The following is a 25,176-nucleotide window of genomic DNA, read 5'->3' on the forward strand; positions in this document are numbered from 1 at the left end:
TGTGTAAAAGATTTGTCACTGCCTTTATTTTGTAATATTTTAATAACTGTTTTGTACTACAGAAATTTAAAGCTATCTAATAAGTTTTGCAAATTATCCTTATTCGTCCATATAACGGTATAGTCATAGATGCCACTACTTTCTGAGACAGGCCTTTTATTCTTCACAATAACAGCTACTTCTCGATCAAATACTTTCTGCTGGTCTGCTGATGGCATAATAATTCTAGCGGGTTCTCCATCTAGCTCTGTTGCAATAACCTCTGGATTGGTTCCATAAGGTTGAATAGGAATATCAATCTCCTGCTTCGCCACTTGGTCAATAGGACGTCCGAAGGATTCTAACTCACTGACTTCAAAAAAGCCATTTGGCCCATCATAACGTTCTTCATAATTAGAGTTCTTAATCCAATTAGCAGGGTATTTAAATGTAATACCATATAAAGGACTTCTAAAAGTCTTATAATTGGTATCTTGTTCGCCTCTTGTATAGGTCATTTCGTTATTATTTCCTTGATTAAGAAGCAGATAGCTTATACCCAATATAGCAATTAAACCTAATTGATCATTCATTATGTTACGCCCCTTTTCATCAATACTAATTACTACTATCCTATTAAATTTTCCATAAAATGGTTACAGTTTTAAAAAATTATTGTAACATTAAAACAACTTTCTTATAATAAAGAAGTATTGAAACACTATAACAAGCGCAACCTACCTATAAGTATGTGCGCATTGTACAAGGAGGCTATATCATGAGAAAATTATTTGCTTTGATGATGTCCTGCATAATCGTTTTTTCTGTAGGCTGTTCATCAAATGCCGGCGGAGACCAAGCGGCTCCTAATGGCACAGCTAATGAACCGGTTTCAGGCGGTATCGTAAGAACTACAATGCCATCAGAACCAGACAATCTAGATCCATACCTATCAGCAGCATCCGATACGGATGCAGTTATGAACAATGTTTTTGAAGGACTTATGCGATTTGATGAAAACGGTGAGATCCTTCCACAACTTGCGACAAGCTATACCATTTCAGATGATAGTTTGACCTATACTTTTGATATAAGAACAGATGTAACTTTCCATAACGGCGATCCTATGACCATAGAAGATGTATTATACTCTTATAAAACCTTAGCAGGCCTTAATGGCATGGAGATTCTTTCTTCAAAATTCAAGCTTGTTAAAGCTATTGAAAAAGTAGATGAAGATACTTTAACCTTCACTTTAAGTGAACCTTCTTCAGCTTTCTTATCTACTTTAGTTGAACCTGTAGTCCCAGCTGATTATATGCAGCAATCAAGCTCCCCTGTAGGTACTGGTCCCTTTACTTTTAAGAGCTATGTACCAGGCCAAAAAATTGTCTTAGATCGCAATGATACTTATTATGATACAAATCGCATGGCAAAGATTGATCAAATCGAATTTCGCATTATGACAGATGAAAACAGTATCCTTATGGCTCTTAAATCAGGAGATTTAGATATTGCACAGGTTCTATCTATGAGTGTACCAGCTCTTGAAAAAGACTTTAACATTACTTCCTTCCCTCAAAATATGGTACAAATCTTTGCTTTAAATTTAGATAAAAAACCTTTTGACGATGTACGTGTACGTCAAGCTATCAACTATGCAATAGATAAAGACCTTATTATAGAGGGTGTAGTGGGTGGCTACGGCACTAAGCTTTATACCAATGCAAGCCCTGTAATGAGCTTCTGGTATAATGACTTAAGTCAAAATGAACCTTATCCTTATAATGTAGAAAAAGCTAAAGCACTTCTTGCTGAAGCGGGTTATAAGGATGGCTTTGAAACAACCATTAAGGTACCTTCAAATTATCAAACACACGTCGATACAGCACAGGTACTTGCTGATATGCTTAGTAAAGTAGGCATTACACTGAATATTGAACTTATTGAATGGGGCCAATGGCTTGAAACAGTTTATACAGGTGGTAACTATGACACAACTCTTGTTGGGCTTTCTGGTAAACTTGAACCACATGAAGTGTTTCTTCGCTATGAAAGCACTTACCCTAAAAACTTCTATCACTTAAGAAGTCCTGAATATGATGCCATCTTAGAACAAGCTATCACTGAAACAGATGCACCAAAACGTGCTGCTCTTTATAAACAAGCTCAACAATTCCTTGCAGATGAGGCCGTAGCCGTTTATATTATGGATCCACACCTTATCCTTGCAAGCAAACCAAATCTTAAAGGCTATACGCCATACCCTGCACCATATTTTGATGCAACAAAACTCTTTTACGTAGGGGAATAAACAGGTGAAATTATCATGTCATTTTATCTAAAAAAACTACTTTCTTTAGTCATAACACTTTTTTTAATTTCTATAGTCACTTTTGGGGTATTTCAAATACTGCCAGGGGACCCAGCTGCAATCATCTTGGGTCCCGACGCAGACCCCCTTCAGCTAGAGGCCTTAAGACAGTCTATGAATCAAGATGCACCTCTTCTTACTCGATATACAGATTGGTTAGGTAATGCTTTAACGGGCGATCTTGGGGAATCTTTTAGATTCCATATGCCTGTAAGTGACCTCCTACTTTCTCGTATTCCTGTAACCACTTCTTTAGCACTGATTACACTTATTTTTACTTTACTTATAGGCCTTCCACTTGGACTATTTATCGCGAGTCATAAAGGCCCTTTAGGTAAAGTTATTTCAGCTTTATCTCAGCTTGGTATTGCGATCCCTTCATTTTGGATGGGGATCTTACTTGTTCTTTTATTTGCAGTCACTTTAGGCCTTTTACCAAGCAGTGGTTATGTGGCTTTTGCAGATAATCCTATAGGCTGGCTAAAGAGTCTATTACTACCGGGCCTCTCTATTGCTCTAGGGACATGTGCTGTACTCATTCGTTATCTTAAAACAGCGATGCTCGATGAACTCCCTAAGCAATATGTACAGACAGCTCGTGGCAAAGGACTTAGTGAGAAAATGGTTGTGCGTAAGCATATCTTTAAAAATGCTCTTATTCCTACTGTAACCATTTTAGGGATGCTTGTGATTGATATACTCGGTGGTAGTATTATTACTGAAAATGTTTTTAATATCCCTGGTCTTGGCAACTTAATTATTACAGCCATTAACAGCCGTGACCTACCACTTATCCAAGCACTTGTGCTTTATCTGGGGACAATTGTTGTTGTTTTCAACTTTATTGTGGATATGTTATACAGTGTGATTGACCCTCGTATTCGCGTAAAGGGGGATAACTAAGATGAAACGTAAACTTAATTTTGAACTCATTGTAGGCCTTAGCCTCATTGGTTTTGTCAGCCTTATTGCCATCATTAGCCTTTTCTATACACCCTATGACCCTAATGCTATGGATATTGCCAATAAGCTTAAACCCCCTTCTACGGTCCACTTATTAGGGACAGATCAGTTTGGTCGTGATGTGTTAAGCCGTATGATGGTAGGCTCACAAGTTGTGCTTTTAGTTGGTTTTAGTACAGTTCTTATCTCCCTTATCATAGGTGGACTCCTTGGTATCCTAGCTGGTTTCTATGGTGGTATAGTCGATACGCTTATTATGAAACTTATTGAAATTAAAATGGCTTTCCCTGGTACACTTCTTGCACTTATGCTCATTGCTATTTGGGGGCCTAGCGTAAGTATGATTATCCTTGCTTTAAGCATTATGAATATGCCTCGCTTTACAAGAGTTGTGCGAAGTGGCTACTTACAGTATAAAAATGCCACTTTTGTAGAAGCCGCACAAGTTCTCGGATTATCTAACACACGCATTATGCTGATACATATCTTGCCTAATCTCTCATCGAGCATTTATGTAACAGCCGCCTTAGCCTTTGCTTCTGCTATTCTTTCAGAAGCAGGACTTAGCTATTTAGGGCTTGGGCTTCAGCCTCCTCTAGCGAGTTGGGGGAAAATGCTTAATGAAGCGCAGCCTTATATGATCCAATCTCCATTTCTAGCTATTATCCCAGGTATTATGATTACCTTAATCGTACTTGGCTTTAACCTACTAGCTGATGGACTTAGAAAAAATAGAGTATAAATTTTTCTCTGTTTTTAATACTAGTAAAGGTATTCATTTACTCAGAAAGGAGAAAGATTTATGCTATTTATTCAAAACGGCAAGCTTCTCACTATGGCTGGCCGCTCTTATGAAAAAGGCTCTATTCTTATTAAAAATGGTAAAATCGAAGCCATTGGTGAAATCACCTGTCCTTCTTCTGATATCCAAATTATAGATGCAACAAACTGCTGGGTTATGCCAGGTATTATAGAAGCTCATTGCCATGTTGGCATCTCTGAACAGAAAAAAGGGATGGAAGGTGAAGACTGCAATGAAATGATGGACCCCATCACTCCGTACTTACGTGCCCTAGATGCTATTAATCCCATGGACCCAGGTTTTGACGATGCTGTACGTATGGGTATCACCTCTGTTATGGTGGGCCCTGGCAGCAGCAATATTGTAGGGGGGCAATTCCTTTTTATGAAAACAAAAGGTAGTAGGTGCATTGATGATTTAGTCGTTAAAGAACCTGCTGCTATGAAAATTGCTCTAGGTGAAAATCCTAAACGTACTTATATGGATAAGCAAAAATTACCTTCTACTCGTATGTCCACTGCCGCTTTACTTCGAGAAGTTCTCTTCGAAGCTAAGCAATATGAGCAAGATAAAGAAGTTGCTCTTCAACAAGGAAATCATACTTTTAAAACGAACTTTAGACTGGAGCCCTGGCTCCCTGTTCTTAGGAAAGAAATTCCACTTAAAGCTCACGTACACCGCGCCGATGATATATTAACAGCTATTCGTATTGCCAAAGAATATGATGTGCGTTTGACGCTTGATCACTGCACAGAAGGTCATCTTATCGCTGAGCATATAGCCACTTCTGGATTTCCTGCTATTGTAGGCCCTAGTCTAGCCTCTCGTGATAAAATTGAGACTCAAAATATAGACTTTAAAACAGCCGGTCTCCTTCATAAGGCGGGTGTCAAAGTGGCTATTACAACAGACCATCCTGTTACACCACTTTATCATCTTCCTAGGTGCGCTGGTATAGCAGCAAGAGAAGGACTAGGTATAGAAGAGGGACTTCACGCTATTACTATTAATGCAGCTGAAATTTGTGGCGTTGCAGACAGGGTAGGGAGCTTAGAAGTTGGGAAAGATGCGGACATTGCTATTTTTACTGGTAATCCTATGGAGATTTTCACTAAGCCTCTTTATACCCTTATCAATGGTAAAATTGTCTATCAAGCTGAAAAGTGTTAAGCCTTCCTTATCCTCTAAATAAAAATGGAGCACTCCTTTACAGATAGTGCTCCATTTCTATGTTTGATTTAGAGAACTTTACGCTCAAAGCTTAAGCAGTCTGTTTCTGTATAATCACTTACATCACCATGACTACTTACTTCAATTTCACTTAAACTACAATGTTTATTGACATTGTAAGCACATGTTTCTACTTTACATAGAATCTCTTCTGTTTCGCCTGCTTCCGTTACATTATTGTGAACGTCATCACTATCTCTATAAGTCTCACAACAAGTGGACTCTGTCCAGTTAGCTCCTTTTCCTCCGATTTGAAGAATTTCAGCTTCACATATCTTTTCTTTGTTATAAACACAAGATTCTACAGAACAATTAATTGTTGGCATGGTCAGACCTCCTTCTTAAAGCTATTATGAACTTTAAAGGTCCCTTTTATACTTCCAGGCAAATAGGCTGACCAATTTTAATGCATTTTGAATCCATATTATGACCAATCTGAGAAGTTTTAACGATTGGCATAGTAGGGTCATCCACTATTTTTTGAACAAGTTCTTCTATAGTTGGTAAAAGATGCTCCTGTTCCATTACAGTATAGCTTCCTAGCAAAATCCCCTTAATCTGTTTGAATACACCTAACTGCTTGTACTGATTAAGATAAGTACTCATTTGCATAGGCCCTCCACTATAGCTTTCTAAAAGAAGGACTTTATCTTTAAAGTCTGGCATATAAGATGTCCCTGCTAGTTTTAAGAAGCATCTAATATTCCCACCAACTACTACACCTTCTAATTTCTCACCTTGTACAAACTTATAATCCAGGCTGAATAAATCATCTTGGCCTTCAAATAGACTTTTTCGAAGACGTTCTTTTTGCAGCCTTCTCTCTGATCCGATTAACAATCGAATTTGATATAAATAAGGCTTAATATCTGCTTTAGTATAAAGGGCATTCAGTACAGTCGTTAAATCACTGTATCCAAATACAGCTTTAGGTGGTAAATTCCTCATAAGTTCATAATCAAGGTACTCTAATACTTCATTCGCTAAATCGCCACCTGAAAGGTCAAAGATAGCTTGAATCTCTGGGTCTTTATAAAACGCCATAAAAGCCTCTGCCTTCTCTTTAGCTGTTCCATTAAAGCCATCTTCTCTTTCATAAATGCAAGGACTCATTTCCACCCTAAGTCCTAATGATTCTAATTCTTGTATAAGTTCATCAATACGTATTTTATAAGTTAAAGCTTGGGGATTTGAACATCCTACAAGGCCTACCTTATCACCTTTTTTCAGTAATGGCATTTCAATCACCTCTTAAATTCTTAAAATTAAACTCACTATATCTACCATTCCATTATGAAGGAGATTGGTTACAAAACTAAGTGGGCCACTGATCACACCTATAACTAATAAAAGGATTAGAATAAGTGAACCATATCTTTCATACTGCATATATTTAAAATATTTATCTTCCGGAAGCACTGCACCTAATACTTTAGAACCATCTAATGGCGGAACTGGAATTAAGTTAAAAACACCTAACCCAAGATTAATCATGACCATATATTGAAGTCCATTAAACACCATCCTTACTAAGCTACTTGTGATGTAGCCACCTGTTACTTTAATAATAAGCCCCATCGTCAATAAGCTCATAAAAGCAATAAAGAAGTTCATAATAGGTCCACCTAGTGCTACCAAGAGCATGCCCTTTTTCCTCTTTTTATAATAATAAGGATTGACCATGACAGGCTTTGCCCATCCAAAATGGAAGAACATCAAACATAAGGTTCCTACTAAATCCAAATGTCTAAAAGGGTTTAATGATAATCTTCCAGACTGCTTAGGTGTTGGGTCCCCTAACTTATAAGATACATAGCCATGAGCAAATTCATGCATTGAAATGGCTATGAGTACTGCTAGTATTGTATAAAGTAAATCTTCTATTTGACTCATTTTTTCATCTCCTAATTTCTTATGGACTGTCATTAATTATTAATCATTAAAATATTATAATATAATGCTTTATTTTTATAATTATTTATAACATAATATTATGTATATTAAAAGGAGATGATGAAATGAATACATTTATAGAAATTACACCTGAAAGCCTTGAAAAAAGTCCCTTCCAACTTATAGGTAAAGAATGGATGCTTGTAACAGCTGAAAAAGATGGCATTGTCAATACTATGACGGCTTCTTGGGGTGGCCTCGGTGTCATGTGGGGAAAAAATGTAGCTTATGTGGTGATCAGGCCACAACGCTACACCAAAGAATTTATTGATAGTAGTGATACATTCTCTCTTACTTTCTTCGCACCTGAATTCAAAAAACAACTTGGCTACCTTGGTAAAGTATCTGGTCGAGATGAAGACAAGATCGAAAAAGCTGGCCTAACCGTAGCACATAGCCATGAAACGCCTTACTTTGAAGAAGCTAACCTTGTTATGCTATGCAAAAAACTCTATAAACAACCTCTTAATCCAGAAGGCTTTATAGCAAGTGGCATTGATGAAAAATGGTATCCAAATAAGGATTACCATGAAATGTATATTGTGGAAATTGAGAAAGTGTTAGTGAAATAATAACAAATCCCCCTTCTAATGGAGGGGGATTTCTGTATTTTCAATAATAAGACTTTGCACTTCATTTAAGTCTATAAAATCATTTGCACTTAAACCCATTGTATGACTTATGCTCTCTGTATACGGATCATGATCTGAATGAGAAGTAGGAGTATGAGGCTGATTTGCTTCTTCTGTTAAAGCAAGTTTAAGATGCTCGGTAAAGAAATAGTTTGCGCTTGTGCTTAACCCAGAAGTAGAAAGTTTAAGGATTTGTCCATCTTTCATTTTAAGACTCCAATCAAATACGCCTACTGAGCCTTCTAGCTGATAGCCATCTACTCTTACACCTAGACTCGATACTTCCACATTTTTCACTTTTATCTTAGACCCTTGTTCTGATTCTACCACTCTATTTGGTCTTGCTTTTTTCACATTAGAGTTCTTACTTAGTTTGAAGGTGAGTGACCACTCATCTCTTACTATAGGTGTATAATTTTCATAGGCTAATTGTAGCTTTAAGTCTTTTAAATCCTCTTCTGTTATGGATCCAAAGACATCTTTTATCCTTCGCCTTTGAGTATCTTCATCCCACCTATTCGTTCCTTCTTGATAGTAAACTTCTAAGTCTCGTTTAGAATCCATAAGTTTAAAGCGTGTATCTAAATGATTTTCCTCATAAGGATCTGGGTAGCTCGTATAAAGTCTTAAAGTGCCTTTATGATCTAGAATCATCTGATCTAACATAAACCCTTCAAGTTTATCCGTTAACGGTATATTTAAGGTTTGGTCTTTCTCATAGTCCATATCCTCATAGTAATTATAATCAAGCTCTTGCATCTTATGATAGGCTTCTTGTAAATCTATATCTAAAGGTATTTCTTCACTTTCAAAATGTCCTATATTTTCTGCTACAATAGTAATTTCCTGTCCGTATAAATTTTTATTCATGTTAATGTCAATAAGATAATAAAGCTTCTTTTTATCTGCTGAGAGGATAGGTTCATATGCATACCCCATACTTGTATGCTTTGCTGGTTGAATACGAATATTTTCTACTAAAGTATTCTCCTCAAAAGGCTCCCCATTCTCTTTGGTCATACTGAGTGCGATAAAACCAGATGAACTATCAATAACGGCCTCCTCTACTGTAAAAATAATGCCTTGATTGTTCACACTTTGCCCCACCACTTGAGCTTCTTTGTGAATCATAGCAAATTGATCCCCTATAAGACTACTAAGAACAGGGCTATTACTTACTGCTACTACACTCATGCCAAGTGCTGTAAAAACTGCCACTAAAGGTAAAAGGATGCGCTTCTTTCCTTTTAACCGAGACTTCTTTTCCTTTTTTGCCTCTCTATGGCTCTCTATAGAGGTTACCTTAATCCCTTCTAAAGCTCTTCTTTTAATGACATCTAAAGACGGCATCTCATTTAGTTTCTTATCTGTATCTAACAACGTTTCACGCTCTTCATTACCTCCATAAAGTGCTTCCTCATCATAGCTTTCTAGGTACTTTATATCTAAATTATCCATCATCTCAGATATTTTCTTACTCATAACACTCACCTCTCTCCTTTAAAAGCTGCTCCAGCTTTTTCTTACCTCTAAAAAGCTTAGTCCCAACTGTAGCAGGATTAATCCCTATATGTTTAGCGATTTCTGATAACTTCTCCATATAGAAGTAACGTCTAATAAAAATCTCTCTATCTGGCTCTGGCAGTGCACTTACTAACTCATTAATCAAGTCGTCACTTTCCTTTGCCATAAGGTCACTTTCAGGTGTAGCATACTCTATAAGATCCTCTTCAAGTGGAAGCAGCTCATAATGACCTTTAGCTCTTATTTTATTGAGTACATGATTTCTCGTCATGGCTCCTAAGTACGCCTTTAAAGAACCTTCTTTTATAGTAAGCTTGTGCCTGTTTTCCCAGAGTTTCACAAACACATCCGCACAAACCTCTTCCATGTCTTCTTTAGTCAGCCTATTAGAGGAAACTTTAAAGGTAACACGTGCTATGTAGCTACTATATACATCAATAAGATTTTCATAGCTCTCTACTTGGCTAGCCCTTATCCCCTCTAGTATTTGTTTCTCGTCCATACTATCCTCCTTATTAGGGTATTCACTTATATAGACACATCAAAAGGTTAATATTTTCCCATTTTCTTATTTTTAGTATAACCAATATTAACCATACCCTAAATAAAACAAAAAGTATCCATGAATTTTATAATCATGAATACTCTTATACACCATTCTACCATTTCCTAAGCTTAAATTTCTCAGACCATGTGCCATTCATTTTTTTCACCCATCTTTTTCAGTACTAACCTATATCCACCATCCCCACTATAGAAATAAATTTCTTCACAAGATGGATTTAGTTCTACTTCAAACTCACTCTTTGCACCTATACTATTATTTAGACCATATGTGGAGTAAAAAGTAATGTACTTATTATCACCACCTTGTTTTACTTTGAGTCCCCTCACATAACCCATACTACCTGCTACATTAATATGGAGTGTCATTACTTTATTATCTTCAGAAAGAGAATAATGAGTGAGGATAACATCTGTCCTCTCACCACCTGTACTCAAGAAAAAAACTAAACCTATTACAAATATGACTATACTGCCTATACTAATAACTATTTTCTTTTTCACAGAATTCCCCCCTATAACATAGAGCTAATGAAATAACATTAAGTATGATCGTAACCATAAGAAGGATTAAAGAAACAAACGCTACTGCATAAGATATATCCATAAGCGCTGTCCAATCTTCTATCTTAACTAAATGATCTGTATAAAAAATTTGCATGCATAATGAAGCAGCACATGCACTTAAACTAACTATTGAAAATGTACCTGTTCTTTTAAAATTTCTATTCTTATATTGCATCATATCTATAATAGGTATTCCCCATGCGATTAATCCAAGTATTAAACTCCCTATATTTAACCAATACGCCTCTATCATCATTTCCTCCTCATTACTCATTGATTGGTATGATTCTGTTCTTTAAAGAGCTGTGCTGCATGAGCATAGGAAAGATTCCACTGCTGCCACTTAGATACAAAATTCACACACTCTTCATAGTTACGTACACAATATTCATAGTCATCATTTTCTACTATTTTCATATCTAAGAGTGGTCCTACTGCAGATAAACTTAGACCGTAGAAATCCTCTACTGTATCTTTCCCTTTTTCTAGGTATAAATCTGCATTATGATGTGCTACCTGATAGTCTGGATTCATATAATTAAGCCCTAAATACATAACTGTAAAGATAATAAATAAAGATTTACAAAGTCTAACCTTTTCTCTACATATTTTAAGCGTAATAAGTCCTAATACTAAGATACATAGAACAAGGAACCAAGTTACATAAATACGTTTTAAAGTAAGTCCGTAGTTATTCATATACATAGCCATTTTAGATAGCGCAGTTACAATAATAAATAAAGTAAAACCTATAAAGAAAAAGGTATAACCTTTCATCCACTTCCTTTTCTTGGCTTCACTCCTACCCTTTGTAAAGAGAGTGATACCCGCAATAACACCCAAATTAAGACAAGCTATAGGAAGCATTTCAAAGAAACCTCGTCTAGCATATTCTGCATAAGTATAGCTCTCTGGCAAAATACTTTGAAAAGCTGATACAAAGTAACTAAGCTGCGCAAAGCAGTATAATAAGTAGAGCATCCCCAGCAAGGTACTAACTGTCATCACAATAGTAAAATCTAGCCCTCTTTCATACTGTGTAGCTGGCACCTTGTTGTCTATCTCTACCTCCAAACTCCATGCCTCTTTCTTGTCTAATCCACGTCCCCTACTTTCCTCTTTCTTCTCATGTGTCAGCCCATATAAGAAACCCATTAGTGGGAAGAAGATTATGGTGAAACTTACGATACGTACAACAATATCTTCAACATCTACATCTATGTATAGGTTTCGTATTATTAAATCCATCATGCCTTCAAAGGCTGCATCTGCGCCAATTAAGAGATTCCCAGCTATAAGAAGAATAGGTATCCCAATAACACATCCTATCCCAATTTTACCTACCAGCTGCATTTTCTTAGAACTGACAAGTTCCTCATCTTGCTTTATAGACTTAAGCCCTATCCCCCAGTTTTGGAAAGGCATCGTTAGAGCGAGCATACCCGCATGCCAAAACCATTTTACAGAGTAACGTTCATAAGTATTACGTTCAAAAAGTCCCCCAAGTTGTAATACCATAAGAGCTGCTAAGAACACGCAGTTGAAGAATTTCAATAGTTCATTTGAAAAGATACTAAAGCTTAGTGCTAGTAAGATTATAGGAATAAAAAGTTTATCTTTAAAAATAAGGCTCACTGGCCCTTTGGATTTATACAGAAAGATAACCCCTATATAAAAAGCTGCAACCACAATAGGTACAGCTATCCCAAATCCTCCAAATACTAAAAGCTCTACCATTAAACAGGTGAGGATAATGGTAATCCCCATCCTCATTCTCTCATCTTTATATCCCATAAATCCTTTCCCCTTTCTATCTACTCTTCATCAGGTCTATACTCAAGTAAGTCCCCTGGTTGACAGTCTAATACTTTACAAATGGCATCAAGCGTAGAAAATCTTACTGCTTTGCCTTTGTTATTCTTCAATATGGATAAGTTAGCAAGGGTAATCCCCACACGTTCTGAGAGTTCATTCATACTCATTTTTCGCTTTGCTAACATCACATCTAAATTAACGATAATAGCCATTTCAATCACCTCTTCTATATTGTAAGTTCATTCTCTTCTTGAATTTCAATGGCAATCTGTACAAGTTTATATAAAATCGCACCAATAAGTGTAACCATAAAGGCTCCTATGGCAATAATAAGTATACTGAGGCTTGGTCCAATGACAATGGCTGCCACTACATACGCTACGAAAATAATAGCTGCGCATACACTAATCCCTTTTAAATGCTTTTGACTGCTTATCGAAAAAGGTTCACGTACCATAATATTTCTTGCTAATCCCTTTGTGTACCATAAAACCATCCAAGCTGGTATACCTGACCCATAGAGCAGAATCATAAAAGATTTATAATGCTGCACGCCATAGAAAGTCGTACGCTTTAATACCTCTGGTACAATCCAAGGTAACCCAATCATCACACCTGTTAATACAATTAATCCTGCTAGACATAACCCATACAAAAATTTGCTTAATAAATTCTTTTCCATTTTATCACCTCAAGGTGATTATATAACGTTCATATTCTAATTTCAATATTTTTTTATCGAAAAACAATATATTTTTATTGATTATATAGAAATACATAAAAAAAGATAAACGCTTTTACAGTTTATCTCTTTTCTAATTCTAATAATTTGATTTTCATTTCAAGACCACCACCATACCCTACAAGCTTGCCATCTGCTCCAATCACTCTATGGCAAGGTATAAAAATAGGGATAGGATTTTTATTATTAGCACCACCTACTGCTCTGCATGCTTTTTCATTACCTACAGCATGGGCAATGTCCTTATAGCTTCTCGTCTCACCATAAGGAATGGTACAAAGTGCTTCCCATACGCGCTGTCTAAAAGGTGTTCCTTGTGGCCTTAAGGGTAAATCAAAAATCTTTCTGCTGCCTTCTATATACTCTCTCAGCTCTTCTGCTGCTTTTTGTAGAAGCTCAGTCTCTTCTTGTATACATTCCTCCTGAAAGTTATCTGCCTCTAGGATGACATTGGTAATCCATCCCTCTTCTTCAGCAACACCAATCTTCCCTATGGCTGTATCATAGTAATAGATGTTTTTCATATTAACTTCCTCATTTCTATACTCTTTACTATAAACTAACCTTTAATGCGATACTTTTTCTCAATTCTTCTATACACAAGTATTAAAAGAATCAGCCCAGGTAAAGCACTTAACCCCATTAAAATACTTGCTAAAGTTATACTCCAAAATCCTAATATGCCAGCTACAATATAAAGGCTTCCATATACGAGCCACATGATTGCATTGGCTTTGTTATAAGCTTTAATATCTGTAATTTCTTCACTTTTTACAACTGTACCTGACCAAAAGTGTATAGGTGTTTTTGCTTTTAAAGCATATAGACCTATACCTAAAAAAGTAACGGCACATATTAGACAAACTATTAAACTGACAATACTTTCTCCCATCTCATCCCATACTCCCTTGCTTTGGAATCTTCATTTTCCTGCTCCGCTATTACATGAAAACCTTGTTTTTTATAAAAATCTACAGCCCTTTGATTCTCTACATAAGCAGCGAGTTCTAACACTTCATACTGTGCTTTGCAGTAGTCTATTAAAGCTTTGCCTACACCCTTTCCTTGTGAATGCGTATCTACAAATAGTGCTCCAATAAAGCTCCCCTCTATAATGCTAATAAACCCTTGTATCTGTTTACCTTCTTCATAGACAAAAGTTTTAGCTAGAGGTAAATACTGCTCTTTTACAACCTTGTAGTTTGCTTCCCAATAATCCCTAGCGATAAAGGGATGCCCTTGTAGCGTTGATGTAAGCCAAATATTCATGACTTCTTCAATCTGTACATCTTGCATTTTATAAATACTATATTTGGTCATTTGAGTTACTCCTTATAAATCTTATAAAATTCTTATTCTGCTTTCTCTAAATGTATTTACGCTTAAACTCTAGCGGTGAGCAGCCTTCATACTCCTTAAACTTAGAGCAAAAGTAGCTTGAATCCTTAAAACCTACGGCCTCTCCAATTTCTTTGATTTTCACCTGCTCCTGCATAACTAGATATTCTTTAGCTTTTTTAATTCTAATCTTATTGAGATAATCAATGGGTTTATGCTCATACGCCTCTTTAAAAAGTCTGCATAAATAGTATTTCGTCACCCCAATTTGATTTGCTAAATCTTCTAATGTAATATCTTGAGCATAATAGGTATCCATATAGCGGATAACAGGTCTCAGTCTTTCATAAATTTGATTCTCATTTTGACAAGCTCTTCTATTCTGATCCATAAAAATAAGGAAATTATAAAGTTGCCCTGAACCTATAATATTCCTCTCATATCTATCTAGTGGCACATTAAGGGTATAAAAAATTTCTTTTATCCTTTGTCTCATTTCTGTCATCCACTCAATATTTAGAACCAATGCATTCCCTATCCCCATATAATCTAAAATACTTTCTATCTGCATTCCATTAAAAGTAATCCATGCTGTTTTCCAAGTTTTGATAGTGGGCTCATAAACATGAGGAATATCTTTTCTAAAGAAAAAAGCCATACCTGGTTTAATGGTATAGACCTCCCCATTAATTTTAAGTATTCCCTCGCCCTCTAAACAATACGTCCATTGATAGTCCGAATACCCCTTTTCCCTCTCTACACCATTCTCCTCATAATACATACCTATCCCTGTTACAAAGCAAGGAAGGCTCTCTACATCTTTAGTTAGCATGGGAAATAACACTTGCTTCTCCATACCCACTCCTCCGTTCAATATTTTTATATCCTTTGCAATATCTTTAGATTTACTTATATTTTAAAACTACCTATAATGCAATTATAGATTAATATTCTTATATCTCAAATTATTATTTTGTATAAAAAAGGAGTCGACTATGTACCCTCAATCTACTACTCAGCCAGAATGGCAAAACCCAGCTATTGTACAAGTAAATCGTAAACCCGCTCGTGCTTATTACATTCCTTTTGCAACAACTGAGACTGCACTTATGCATCACAAAGGCATGTCCCCTTACTACAAACTCCTTAATGGAACTTGGCAGTTTAGCTACTACGATAAGTATAGTGATGCACCAGATAACTTCCACACTTTAGATTTTGATAGCTCTGCTTGGACATCTATCCCTGTTCCTTCTAACTGGCAAATGCATGGCTATGATAAACCACATTATACGAATGTCAATTATCCTTTCCCTGTTAATCCACCTTATGTTCCTAATGAAAACCCTGCAGGCCTTTATATTAAAGAGTTTACACTCCCTGAAAACTGGGCTAATAAAGAAGTATCCATTAACTTTGAAGGGGTAAATGCCTGCTTCTATATTTGGTTAAATGGTACATATATAGGCTATAGCCAAGGGACACACATTCCTGCAGAGTTTGATTTAAGCCATGCCCTTGTAAAAGGTACGAATAAACTTGCTGTTAAAGTACTCAAATGGTGTGATGGTAGCTATCTTGAAGACCAAGACTTCTACCGTTTATCCGGTATCTTTAGAGATGTTTACCTTCTTGCTAGAACGCCTCATGCTATTCGTGATATTTGTGCAAGACCTACATTAGATGAAACCTATACAAACGGTATACTAAAAGTAAATGTGGATTTTACCGGAGAGGATCCATCTGAATTTGAAGCTTCTTTATTTGATGCAAAAGGTCAACTTCTTATGACCAAAACTGTTTCTTGTACGGACTTTACCTTTGAAGTTCCAAATGTTAGGAAATGGACTGCTGAAACACCAGTGCTTTATACCTTAGTCCTTCACCATCAGGATGAATATATTCCAATCCAAATTGGCTTTAGGAAATTAGAAGTCGCTTCTAACGGTGCACTCTTAATTAATGGTACACCTGTAAAACTTAAAGGTGTCAATCGTCATGACTCTCACCCAGATCTAGGGCACTATACACCAGTTAGTCATATGATAGAAGACCTTATGATTATGAAACGTCATAATGTCAATACAATCAGAACTTCTCACTACCCTAATACACCTGAATTTTTAAGACTTTGTAATGAATATGGGTTCTATGTAGTCGATGAAGCAGACCTTGAAACACATGGTACTTATGCCGCTTCTGACTGCAATATTTTAACCAATGACCCAGTTTGGAAAGATGCCTATGTAGACCGTATGATACGTATGGTAGAACGTGATAAAAACCATCCATGTATCATCATGTGGTCACTTGGAAATGAATCCTTTATGGGTGCAAATCATGTGGCTATGGCGACTTGGGCAAAATGGCGCGATGACAGCCGTCTTATTCACTATGAAGGAACTGCTGCTAACGGCTTAGTAGACGGCAAGCCACATCCTTGTGTAGATGTAGTGAGCCATATGTATGCCTCTCCTGAAGAGTGTGAAAAACAAGGACAAGAAACAGAAGATATGAGACCATTCTTCCAATGTGAATACAGTCATGCTATGGGTGTAGGCCCTGGTGACTTAAAAGATTACTGGGATTTATTCTATAAATACCCTCGTCTTATCGGCGGCTGTGTCTGGGAATGGTGCGACCACTCTGTACGTCAAACAGATGAAGAGGACAAAGACTTCTTCGTCTATGGCGGATACTTTGGGGAATTCCCTCATGATGGCAATTTCTGCGTAGATGGTTTAGTAAGCCCTGACCGCGTTCCACATACAGGTCTTAAAGACTATAAACACGTTATCCAACCTGTACAAGTAGAAGCCAAAGACTTATCTACTGGTACCCTTACACTTACAAACCGTTATGACTTCTTAGACCTTAGCCATCTCGCATTAGAATGGACTGTGACTAAAGATGGTATCGAAATAGAGTCAGGTATTGTACAGGATCTTGACATTTATCCACATACTACAGAAGATATAACCCTTGGTTATACACATACACACACAAAGGATGGGGATTACTACCTAAATCTCTCCTTCGTTCAAAAGACATCTACTCCTTGGGCTAGTCGTGGTTATGAAGTCGCTTTTGCTCAGTTTGAACTGGCAGTAGCATCTAAAATTTCTATTCCTGTAGTAAGCAAACTCGAATGCGTACAAACCGCTCAGCATCTTACACTTATAGGAGAAGACTTTAAATATAGTTTCAATACCTTCACTGGCTCCTTTGAAAGCCTAACTTCAAATGGCGTAGAGCTTTTAGCAGCTTGCCCACAGGTAAGTGTTTGGCGTGCACCTACGGATAACGACCGTAATATTTACCACACATGGCGCGGGCAAATGATGCATTGCAGTACTGCTCATGTCTACCAAACTGGCATTAGTGAAAAAACTCCTCACTTTGTAAAACTTGAAGTACGCTACGCTCTAGGTGGCCCATCTGTACGCCCACTTCTTGAAGGTGTTACAACTTATACCGTTTGGGCAAATGGTGAAATCGAAGTGGCTATGGATGCCCAGGTTCGCGACAACCTTGATGTTCTTCCACGCTTTGGATTAGAACTTCATATGCCACAAGGTAATGAACAGGTTACCTACTTTGGTATGGGACCAAATGAAAACTATATAGACTTATGTAGAAGTGCTTATATGGGACTGTTCCATACAACAGTAAATGACCTTTATGAGCCATACATTAAACCACAAGAATGTGGTAACCATACACATGTCAAATGGGCACTTATTCAAAATCAAAGAGGTGTTGGCCTTATCTTCAAAGGGGATTCAGAGTTTAACTTTAGTGCACTTCACTATACAGCGCATGACCTTTCTGATACACCTATGGCACACCTTCTTAAACCTCGCAAAGAAACCATCGTCCATATCGACTACCGCCAAACAGGCATCGGCTCTAATAGCTGCGGTCCTAGACTGGCTGAAAAATATGCCTTTAACGAAAAAGAGATCCACTTTGCCTTCTCTATGAAGCCAATCTGGACTGAAAGCATCCCAGCAGATCTAGAACGCCGTTTCAAACCAAGTCTATAAATAAAAAGTAGTAGCATCTTTTATATAGAGATGCTACTACTTTTTCCTGTTACTCTTTATAAATTGCCTTTATAAATACTTTTGCATTTAAGGCTATGTTAATTTTTTATTTGTCAAAAATAATTTATATTTTATTTAGGAGATTCCTTATACTGATGCATCAGGCTCTACACATTTTATACCTGACTATACTTTAAAAACTGAGGGTTATCCCGTTTTATGCTCCTTATATCAAAATGTTAGTGAACCAGGCTTTTCTGATATTAAGGAATTGGTATTTAGCTGCATGTTTGAGCACAAGCAAGTTTGCAGCGTTCATGAGACGATCGAGCTCAGAGCTTCTTAACATTCTGTAGATAGAAGCCCAAAGAGCATCCCACCTGGCCTTTTACACTTCCTATTATTTATATTGAATCCCGCTCCAATATACATTATTCTTCACAACAGCTTCTTCAGGAAGTTCTACGCCTTCTAAAGCCCATTTCTTGAATTCCATAAAGCCTGTACGGTCCACAATATAACCGATATGCTCTTTGCCACCTGGTGCACTTCTATCAATATACTCTGTTACGTATTTATAAGTATTTAAAATGATTTTAATAATGCTCTCTTCATCTGCCCATACAATAAAGTCTTCAGCAAGTCTCGGATTGGTCTTACCTGTTCTTCCCATAATGGCAAGTCTGTAGTATTTCTTCTGACTTCTTGTCCAAGCACCTGTTGGGCAGGCATTAATACATACGCCACAGCCTACGCATTTATCTGCTTGACGTTCTACACGGTAATTTTTAGCTGATAAGCAGCCTACAGAACGACCTTTGCACCCTTTTACACATGCTCCACAAGATACACATCTTGTGGCATCATACTGAGGCATTGTCATACCAATAATACCAAAGTCTTGCATTCTTGCTTTAATACAGTCATTTTGGCAGCCTGTTAAAGCAATTTTAAAGTGAAGGTCATTTGGGAAAATAGCCTTCTCAATTTTTTTAGCAAAATCTGTTGTATTATAATTTGCAAATGGACACACTTTATTCCCAATACATGCTGATACGTTACGTGTACCTGCTGAAGTGTACCCTTTACCTGGTACTTCTTGATTAATACCAAGGCCTTCAATAATAGGCTGAAGCATTTCATTAACTTTATCCATATCTTCAAACTTAATACCTAAAATCTCAAAACCTTGTCTAATGGTAATATGCACTTGGCCATTACCGTATTTTTCTGCAATCTCTTGGATTTTACCAAGGTACTCCGCATTAATAAGACCACCTGGAACACGTACACGAGAAGCAGTGATCCCTCTTACTTTAGTTACCCTAAAAGCGTTCTTTTTCAGTTTCTTTGTATTGATATCCATCACTTAACCCCTCCTAGTCTCTTAATAGTTTCCCTTGTGTATAGTTAAATACTGGTCCTTCTAGGCAGATGTAAGTATCACCAATTTTACAATGACCACATTTACCAATACCACAGCACATTTTACGTTCCTGAGAAATCCAGATATTCTTTTCTTTAATGCCACGTTTTAAGAATTCAGCAACTGTGAACTTCATCATAATAGGTGGACCTACCACGACAACCTGTACATTTTCCATATCCTTAATCTCAAGGTCTGGGATATATTTTGTTACAAGACCTGTAGGGCCCTCATAACCTTCTGGTGCCTGGTCTACTGTCACTGTAATCTTTGCAGCTTCTGCCCAAGCTTTAAGGTCATCTTTAAAGAGTACATCATCTGGTGTTTTAAAACCTGTAATAAGTGTAAGTCCTTTACATTCTTCTTTGTGCTTTGCAAAATGCTCTATAATACCTCTTACTGGTGAAAGACCTGTTCCACCTGCCACAACCACTACTTCATGCCCTCTGTAGTTGTCTAGCTCAAAGCCATTTCCATAAGGCCCTCTTAAGAACAGCTTATCCCCAACATACTTTTCAAAGATTTCTCCTGTTACTTTCCCTACTTTACGAATAGTAAGGTCAATAGTACCTTCTCCAATACCACTTACAGAAATAGGTGCTTCCCCATACTTAGGAAGAGAAACTTCAAAAAATTGGCCAGGCTTTACATCACCTTCAAATGCCATACGGAATGTATATTCAATAGCTGTATGCTGGATAACTTCTTTAATTTCTGATAAGAAAGGAATATATTCGTTTTTCATTAGCCCTCAATCTCCTTCATGCCATCTGATAATTTGTTGATACAAGCAGAAAATGAAATGTATTCTGGACAAATATCATCACAACGTCCACAGCCTACACACATGTTGTAGCCAAAACGTTTTTTGTAATCATATACTTTATGAAGGACTTTAAAGCGCATACGCTGACCTTTATCACCTCTAAAGCTATGACCACCTGCCATATCTGTATAGCCGTTCACTTGACAAGACGCCCATACTCTGCGGCGCTCCCCTGCCTGTTTACGGTCAGACCCTTCATAAAATACATCCTGCATGGTAAAGCATGTACAAGTTGGACATACAAAGTTACATCTTCCACAAGCAATACAGCGTTCATTGTATTCATTCCACATGGTACTATCCATAATGTCTAAAGAAAGGTTCTCCGGAATGTTTACGCGTGTTTTATTCTCTGTTACAAAGTCAGGTTTTACAGTTACTTCCTCTACTTCTTCAAGGCGCGTAATAAGGGCTTCAAATTCACCATCTATAAGGGCACTATCCCCATCTACTTTAATATAAGCATCATAGTGATCCGACTTATTCGTTCCCATGTCTACGCAGAAACAGCTGTTAAAAGACTGTGAGCATCCCATTAAGATGAACTTTGTTTTTTCTCTTATTCTTTTATAGTAAAAGTCTTCAAATCCATTTTTAAGATAGATATCATCCATACGTTTTACAGCATGAAGGTCACAGCTACGCACAAAAACAATAGCACCTTTTTTAGGCCCATCTGCTACCTTTACTTCATCTTCAGTAAAATAAAAGAGTGTCTCAGAAATAGGTGTTAAAATCTCTTTATAAGAGAACTCTGATTTTACTTCAAAATTGATCTCCCCTAATGATTCTACAGTCCCATAACGTACACGGTCTGTATCTGAATATGTGCCTTCTCCTACAAAGGTCTTAGGTGCATAGATGCTGTATTCTTTTGAAAGCTCTCTTAAAATGCTATCTAAGTGTGCTGTACTTGTTCTATATCCCATTCTTTACACTCCATTCTTTTCATTCTCGTTAATTCGTTAACACGATGTCTTCTGCCAGTATATTAGAGATTGAAAAAAAGAAATGTGATGTTTATCACGTTTATGCTTAAATTTTATGATGTAGTCACATAATAAGAATTGGACTAGATTAAATACCTTAAATCATGTTAAAATATCGAGATTCTAAACAGAAGGTAGGATATTTATGGCATCTATTACTCAAGAAACTTTACAAAAGCTTAGCTTATTTCAGGGATTACAGTCTTCTACTTACGCTGCCCTTATGGATATAGGACGTGTTGAAACTTATAAAAGTGGTGAACACCTTTTTAGAGAAAAAGATGAACTCTGCTGTTTTTACATTATATTATCAGGAACTGTCTCTCTTTATAAAACCAATTCTAATGGCCAACAAAAAACTATTTTTATACTAGGCAAAGATACTCTACTTAACGAAACACTCTTTGATCCTATCCCTGCTTCTATTAGCTGCAAAATTCATGAAGATTGTAAAGTCCTTGTATTTTACCGTACAGACCTTATCCGTCTCTTTCAACAGGATTTTAGACTTGTACAAAACTTTACAAATCATCTTAGTAAACGCATTAGACGTTTATATCGCCAGCTTAAGAATTCTACATCCATCATTAAGATCGAGAAGAAACTTGCTGCTAAACTTTGGAAGCTTGCTCAAGACTACGGCATGCCTCATGAAAAGGGAACCATGATTAACTTCCCTATCACGATTACTTCTCTTGCAGATCTTCTAGGTTCTTATCGTGAAACAGTGTCGAGGGCACTCAAAATTTTGGTTGAAAAAGAGCTTATTATTTACGAACACAAGTATATATTTATCCCTGACCCTAGTGCTCTTTCTATATTTTTTAAATCACCGTGAGATTGGTCACGGTGATTTTATTTATAAACAAGTATACTCTAGCTATCGTTAATTAATTATCAAAAGGGAGGTTCTCCATGAAAAAAGTACAATCTACATGCAATGTATGTTCTTTAGCTTGTAATCTTGACTTCTATGTAGAGAATGAACAGATCGTAAAAGTGATACCTACACCACACTACCCTGTAAACAAGGGGTTTTCTTGTATTAAAGGCATTTCACTTGATAAACAAAACACTAAATTCAAACCTTCACCTCTTCCAAAAATCCGTAACGTAAAAGGTGAAATGCAAGAAACAACATGGGAAGAAGCTTATGATTATGTTGCTAAAAAGCTTCTTGAAATCAAAGAAACTTATGGTGGTGACAGCATTGCTGCTATTAGTACAGGCCAACTTCCTTTAGAGGAAATGGCACTCTTTTCTCATGTTATGCGTAACTTCCTAAGAGGCCATGTAGATGGGAATACAAGACTATGTATGGCAACTTCTGTAGTAGCCCATAAACAAAGCTTTGGTTTTGATGCACCACCTTATACTTTAAATGACTTTGAACTTTCAGATACCATTTTCTTAATTGGAGCTAACCCAATCGTTACACATCCAATTATTTGGAGCCGTATCCGTAATAATCCAAATAAAAAAGTAATCGTTATTGACCCAAGACGTTCGGAAACAGCACAAAGGTCAGATTACCACTATGCTTTAAATGGTAAAACAGATATTTACCTCTTCTATGGACTAGCTTACATTCTGATCGAAAAAGATTACCTAGACCATAACTATATTGAGGCTCATACAGAAAACTTCCAAGGCTTTAAAGACCTTGTAGCTGAGTATACACCTGATGTGGTTGCTAAAGAGACTGGCTTATCTATAGAGTCACTCTATGAAATGGCTGGGCTTATTCATACAGGTGAACGTGTATCCTTCTGGTGGACAATGGGTGTTAACCAAGGCTACGAAGCAGTAAGAACAGCCCAATCGATCATTAACCTTGCCCTTATGACAGGTAATATGGGCCGCCCAGGAACAGGGGCTAACTCTATTACTGGACAATGTAATGCTATGGGCTCTCGTGTATTTAGTAATACAGCAGGCCTTTACGGTGGTGGCGACTATGACAACCTAGTAAGACGCAAGGCTGTATGTGAAGCACTTCAAATTACAGATGAACAGCTTATTAACAAACCAACTCTCCCTTATAATGCGATTATTGAGAAAATTAACAGCGGCGAAATTAAAGCCCTATGGATTGTTTCAACAAACCCACGCCATTCTTGGACTAACAATACGACTTTCCAAGAAGCGCTTGAAAAACTTGAGCTCTTCATCGTCCAAGATATTTATGACGACACACATACTTCTCAAGATGCAGGCGTATTCTTCCCTGTTGTATCAGGTCTTAAGAAAACAGGAACTTATATCAATACAGAAAGACGTCTTTCTGCAATGCGTCCTGTCCTTTCTAAGGCTGAACATGAAAAAACAGATCTTGAGGTATTCCTTGGTGTAGGTAAGGCACTTGGAATGGGCAGCTTACTTGACCTTTGGCAAACACCAGAAGCTATTTTTGAGCTTATGAAAAAATGTTCAAAAGGTATGCCTTGCGATATTACAGGTATAACTTATAAGGCACTTGAGGGCAGCGCTGGTATTCAGTGGCCATTTAGAGAAGGTGAAACTTTAGAAGAAGATGAACGTCGTCTCTTTGAAGATGGTAACTACTACACACCTTCTAAAAAAGCAAAATTCATGTTTGATAAGATTATGGACAACCCACTTCCTACAACGGCCGAGTTCCCATATATCTTAAATACAGGTCGTGACACAGTAGGTCAGTGGCATACACAAGTACGTTCTAGAGAAATTGGCGTAGCTGAAGATGCTTATGCAGCACAGGCTTATATTTACATTCACCCTGAACTTGCAAAAGAGAAAGGTATTAAGGAAAATGAAATCTTTGAAGTAGCTTCTATTAATGGCCGTACTTCTAGATTTGCTGCAAGAATTACTGAAAATGTAACTGTTAACCAACTTTATGCACCAATGCATTACATTGAAACAAATAACTTAACACCATCTCTTTATGACCCGTTCTCAAAAGAACCATCCTATAAAACCACACCCATTAACATCTATAAAATTGTAGGAGAATGTTAAGATGAAAAGAATAAAAATCGATCGTTCTAAATGCGTCGGCTGCCTGACTTGTGTAACAGCTTGTATGGTTAGCAATGACAGCTTAGACCCTAGAAACCGTATTGTCATCGATAGCGAAAATAAATATGCACCGATTTTCTGTCGTCACTGTGAAGAACCTGAATGCGTCTTTACATGTATGACAGGTGCTATGCATAAAAACCCTGAAACTGGTCTTGTAGAATATGATAAAGAGCAGTGTGCAAGCTGCTATATGTGTATTATGGCTTGCCCATATGGGGTACTTAAAAGTGACTCCCTTAAACAACAAGAAATTATGAAATGTAATATGTGCGCTCACCGAGGCGATGGGCCTATGTGCGTTGATAAATGTCCAATGCAAGCTATTACTTTAGGGGAGGTATAA

General features: G+C 37.0%; 27 protein-coding genes. 9 read left to right on the top strand and 18 right to left on the bottom strand.

The window, feature by feature from the left end; all coding sequences use genetic code 11:
* Positions 1-56: 56 nt before the first annotated feature.
* Positions 57-572 (bottom strand): hypothetical protein, encoded by a 516-nt coding sequence (locus H8718_RS04400; RefSeq protein ID WP_249331820.1) that lies wholly within the window; start codon positions 570-572, stop codon positions 57-59.
* Between the two features lie 185 nt (positions 573-757).
* Between H8718_RS04400 and H8718_RS04405 the strand changes: the two genes are divergently transcribed.
* Genes H8718_RS04405 through H8718_RS04420 form a run of 4 tightly spaced genes read left to right on the top strand, consistent with a single transcriptional unit; the run spans position 758 to position 5,288 of the window.
* Positions 758-2,293, top strand: a complete 1,536-nt coding sequence (locus H8718_RS04405; protein ID WP_249331821.1) for an ABC transporter substrate-binding protein — start codon at positions 758-760, stop codon at positions 2,291-2,293.
* Between the two features lie 15 nt (positions 2,294-2,308).
* The gene (locus tag H8718_RS04410) at positions 2,309-3,256 is read left to right on the top strand and encodes an ABC transporter permease (RefSeq protein ID WP_249331824.1); all 948 of its coding nucleotides are present in this window, start codon (positions 2,309-2,311) and stop codon (positions 3,254-3,256) included.
* Between the two features lies 1 nt (position 3,257).
* The gene (locus H8718_RS04415; RefSeq protein WP_177670492.1) at positions 3,258-4,058 is read left to right on the top strand and encodes an ABC transporter permease; all 801 of its coding nucleotides are present in this window, start codon (positions 3,258-3,260) and stop codon (positions 4,056-4,058) included.
* Positions 4,059-4,118: 60 nt separating this feature from the next.
* Positions 4,119-5,288: an amidohydrolase gene (locus tag H8718_RS04420; RefSeq protein WP_249331827.1), complete on the top strand. Its 1,170-nt coding sequence runs from the start codon at positions 4,119-4,121 to the stop codon at positions 5,286-5,288.
* A 68-nt stretch (positions 5,289-5,356) separates the two neighbouring features.
* Here H8718_RS04420 and H8718_RS04425 read toward each other — a convergent pair whose 3' ends face one another.
* The 3 genes from H8718_RS04425 to H8718_RS04435 are packed head-to-tail and all read right to left on the bottom strand — an operon-like array spanning position 5,357 to position 7,241.
* The gene (locus tag H8718_RS04425; RefSeq protein WP_177670488.1) at positions 5,357-5,674 is read right to left on the bottom strand and encodes a DUF1540 domain-containing protein; all 318 of its coding nucleotides are present in this window, start codon (positions 5,672-5,674) and stop codon (positions 5,357-5,359) included.
* A gap of 46 nt (positions 5,675-5,720) precedes the next feature.
* Complete coding sequence (locus H8718_RS04430; protein WP_249331830.1) at positions 5,721-6,587, bottom strand: S66 family peptidase; 867 nt, start codon at positions 6,585-6,587, stop codon at positions 5,721-5,723.
* Positions 6,588-6,599: 12 nt separating this feature from the next.
* Complete coding sequence (locus H8718_RS04435; protein WP_249331832.1) at positions 6,600-7,241, bottom strand: site-2 protease family protein; 642 nt, start codon at positions 7,239-7,241, stop codon at positions 6,600-6,602.
* Between the two features lie 125 nt (positions 7,242-7,366).
* Here H8718_RS04435 and H8718_RS04440 point away from each other — a divergent pair, with 125 nt between their 5' ends.
* Positions 7,367-7,873, top strand: coding sequence for a flavin reductase (locus tag H8718_RS04440; protein WP_249331836.1), 507 nt, complete (start codon positions 7,367-7,369; stop codon positions 7,871-7,873).
* Positions 7,874-7,888: 15 nt separating this feature from the next.
* On the opposite strand, the gene H8718_RS04445 is transcribed toward H8718_RS04440, so the two are convergent.
* The 11 genes from H8718_RS04445 to H8718_RS04495 form a co-directional block, all read right to left on the bottom strand.
* The gene (locus H8718_RS04445; protein ID WP_249331838.1) at positions 7,889-9,415 is read right to left on the bottom strand and encodes a DUF4179 domain-containing protein; all 1,527 of its coding nucleotides are present in this window, start codon (positions 9,413-9,415) and stop codon (positions 7,889-7,891) included.
* Entirely contained in the window at positions 9,408-9,959 is a 552-nt protein-coding gene (locus H8718_RS04450) for an RNA polymerase sigma factor (protein WP_249331841.1), read from the bottom strand. The genes H8718_RS04445 and H8718_RS04450 overlap by 8 nt, the downstream gene beginning before the upstream one ends.
* A gap of 182 nt (positions 9,960-10,141) precedes the next feature.
* Positions 10,142-10,525: a hypothetical protein gene (locus H8718_RS04455; RefSeq protein ID WP_249331843.1), complete on the bottom strand. Its 384-nt coding sequence runs from the start codon at positions 10,523-10,525 to the stop codon at positions 10,142-10,144.
* On the bottom strand, positions 10,503-10,841 hold the full coding sequence (locus H8718_RS04460) for a hypothetical protein (protein WP_249331846.1): 339 nt from the start codon (positions 10,839-10,841) through the stop codon (positions 10,503-10,505). The genes H8718_RS04455 and H8718_RS04460 overlap by 23 nt, the downstream gene beginning before the upstream one ends.
* Positions 10,842-10,858: 17 nt before the next feature.
* Entirely contained in the window at positions 10,859-12,382 is a 1,524-nt protein-coding gene (locus H8718_RS04465) for a DUF4153 domain-containing protein (RefSeq protein ID WP_249331848.1), read from the bottom strand.
* Positions 12,383-12,402: 20 nt separating this feature from the next.
* Entirely contained in the window at positions 12,403-12,615 is a 213-nt protein-coding gene (locus H8718_RS04470; RefSeq protein ID WP_177670471.1) for a helix-turn-helix domain-containing protein, read from the bottom strand.
* Between the two features lie 14 nt (positions 12,616-12,629).
* A complete protein-coding gene (locus H8718_RS04475; RefSeq protein WP_249331850.1) occupies positions 12,630-13,085 on the bottom strand; it encodes a DUF2975 domain-containing protein in 456 nt (151 codons plus the stop codon).
* 122 nt (positions 13,086-13,207) lie between these two features.
* Complete coding sequence (locus H8718_RS04480; protein WP_283246149.1) at positions 13,208-13,669, bottom strand: methylated-DNA--[protein]-cysteine S-methyltransferase; 462 nt, start codon at positions 13,667-13,669, stop codon at positions 13,208-13,210.
* Between the two features lie 35 nt (positions 13,670-13,704).
* Positions 13,705-14,037 (bottom strand): hypothetical protein, encoded by a 333-nt coding sequence (locus H8718_RS04485; RefSeq protein WP_249331855.1) that lies wholly within the window; start codon positions 14,035-14,037, stop codon positions 13,705-13,707.
* The gene (locus tag H8718_RS04490; RefSeq protein WP_249331857.1) at positions 14,013-14,465 is read right to left on the bottom strand and encodes an N-acetyltransferase; all 453 of its coding nucleotides are present in this window, start codon (positions 14,463-14,465) and stop codon (positions 14,013-14,015) included. The genes H8718_RS04485 and H8718_RS04490 overlap by 25 nt, the downstream gene beginning before the upstream one ends.
* A 46-nt stretch (positions 14,466-14,511) precedes the next feature.
* Positions 14,512-15,339 carry an AraC family transcriptional regulator gene (locus tag H8718_RS04495; RefSeq protein WP_249331860.1) on the bottom strand — a complete coding sequence of 276 codons (828 nt, stop codon included), beginning with the start codon at positions 15,337-15,339 and terminating at the stop codon, positions 14,512-14,514.
* A 139-nt stretch (positions 15,340-15,478) separates the two neighbouring features.
* Here H8718_RS04495 and H8718_RS04500 point away from each other — a divergent pair, with 139 nt between their 5' ends.
* Positions 15,479-18,529 (top strand): glycoside hydrolase family 2 TIM barrel-domain containing protein, encoded by a 3,051-nt coding sequence (locus H8718_RS04500; protein ID WP_249331864.1) that lies wholly within the window; start codon positions 15,479-15,481, stop codon positions 18,527-18,529.
* Positions 18,530-18,929: 400 nt separating this feature from the next.
* Here the strand turns inward: H8718_RS04500 and asrC are convergent, their stop codons facing one another.
* Genes asrC through asrA form a run of 3 tightly spaced genes read right to left on the bottom strand, consistent with a single transcriptional unit; the run spans position 18,930 to position 21,710 of the window.
* Positions 18,930-19,895, bottom strand: a complete 966-nt coding sequence (asrC, locus tag H8718_RS04505) for a sulfite reductase subunit C (protein ID WP_177670460.1) — start codon at positions 19,893-19,895, stop codon at positions 18,930-18,932.
* A 13-nt stretch (positions 19,896-19,908) separates the two neighbouring features.
* Positions 19,909-20,700 carry an anaerobic sulfite reductase subunit AsrB gene (asrB, locus tag H8718_RS04510; RefSeq protein WP_249331866.1) on the bottom strand — a complete coding sequence of 264 codons (792 nt, stop codon included), beginning with the start codon at positions 20,698-20,700 and terminating at the stop codon, positions 19,909-19,911.
* Positions 20,700-21,710 (bottom strand): anaerobic sulfite reductase subunit AsrA, encoded by a 1,011-nt coding sequence (gene asrA, locus H8718_RS04515; RefSeq protein ID WP_249331868.1) that lies wholly within the window; start codon positions 21,708-21,710, stop codon positions 20,700-20,702. Before asrA ends, asrB begins: the two co-directional genes overlap by 1 nt.
* A gap of 205 nt (positions 21,711-21,915) precedes the next feature.
* On the opposite strand from asrA, the gene H8718_RS04520 reads away from it, so the two are divergent.
* The 3 genes from H8718_RS04520 (at position 21,916) to H8718_RS04530 (ending at position 25,176) form a co-directional block, all read left to right on the top strand.
* Complete coding sequence (locus tag H8718_RS04520; protein WP_249331871.1) at positions 21,916-22,608, top strand: Crp/Fnr family transcriptional regulator; 693 nt, start codon at positions 21,916-21,918, stop codon at positions 22,606-22,608.
* A 77-nt stretch (positions 22,609-22,685) separates the two neighbouring features.
* Positions 22,686-24,770, top strand: a complete 2,085-nt coding sequence (locus H8718_RS04525) for a molybdopterin oxidoreductase family protein (protein WP_249331873.1) — start codon at positions 22,686-22,688, stop codon at positions 24,768-24,770.
* A gap of 1 nt (position 24,771) precedes the next feature.
* A complete protein-coding gene (locus tag H8718_RS04530; protein WP_249331876.1) occupies positions 24,772-25,176 on the top strand; it encodes a 4Fe-4S dicluster domain-containing protein in 405 nt (134 codons plus the stop codon).

It is taken from the genome of Zhenhengia yiwuensis, assembly GCF_014384995.1.
Classification (GTDB): Bacteria; Bacillota; Clostridia; order Lachnospirales; family Cellulosilyticaceae; genus Zhenhengia; species Zhenhengia yiwuensis.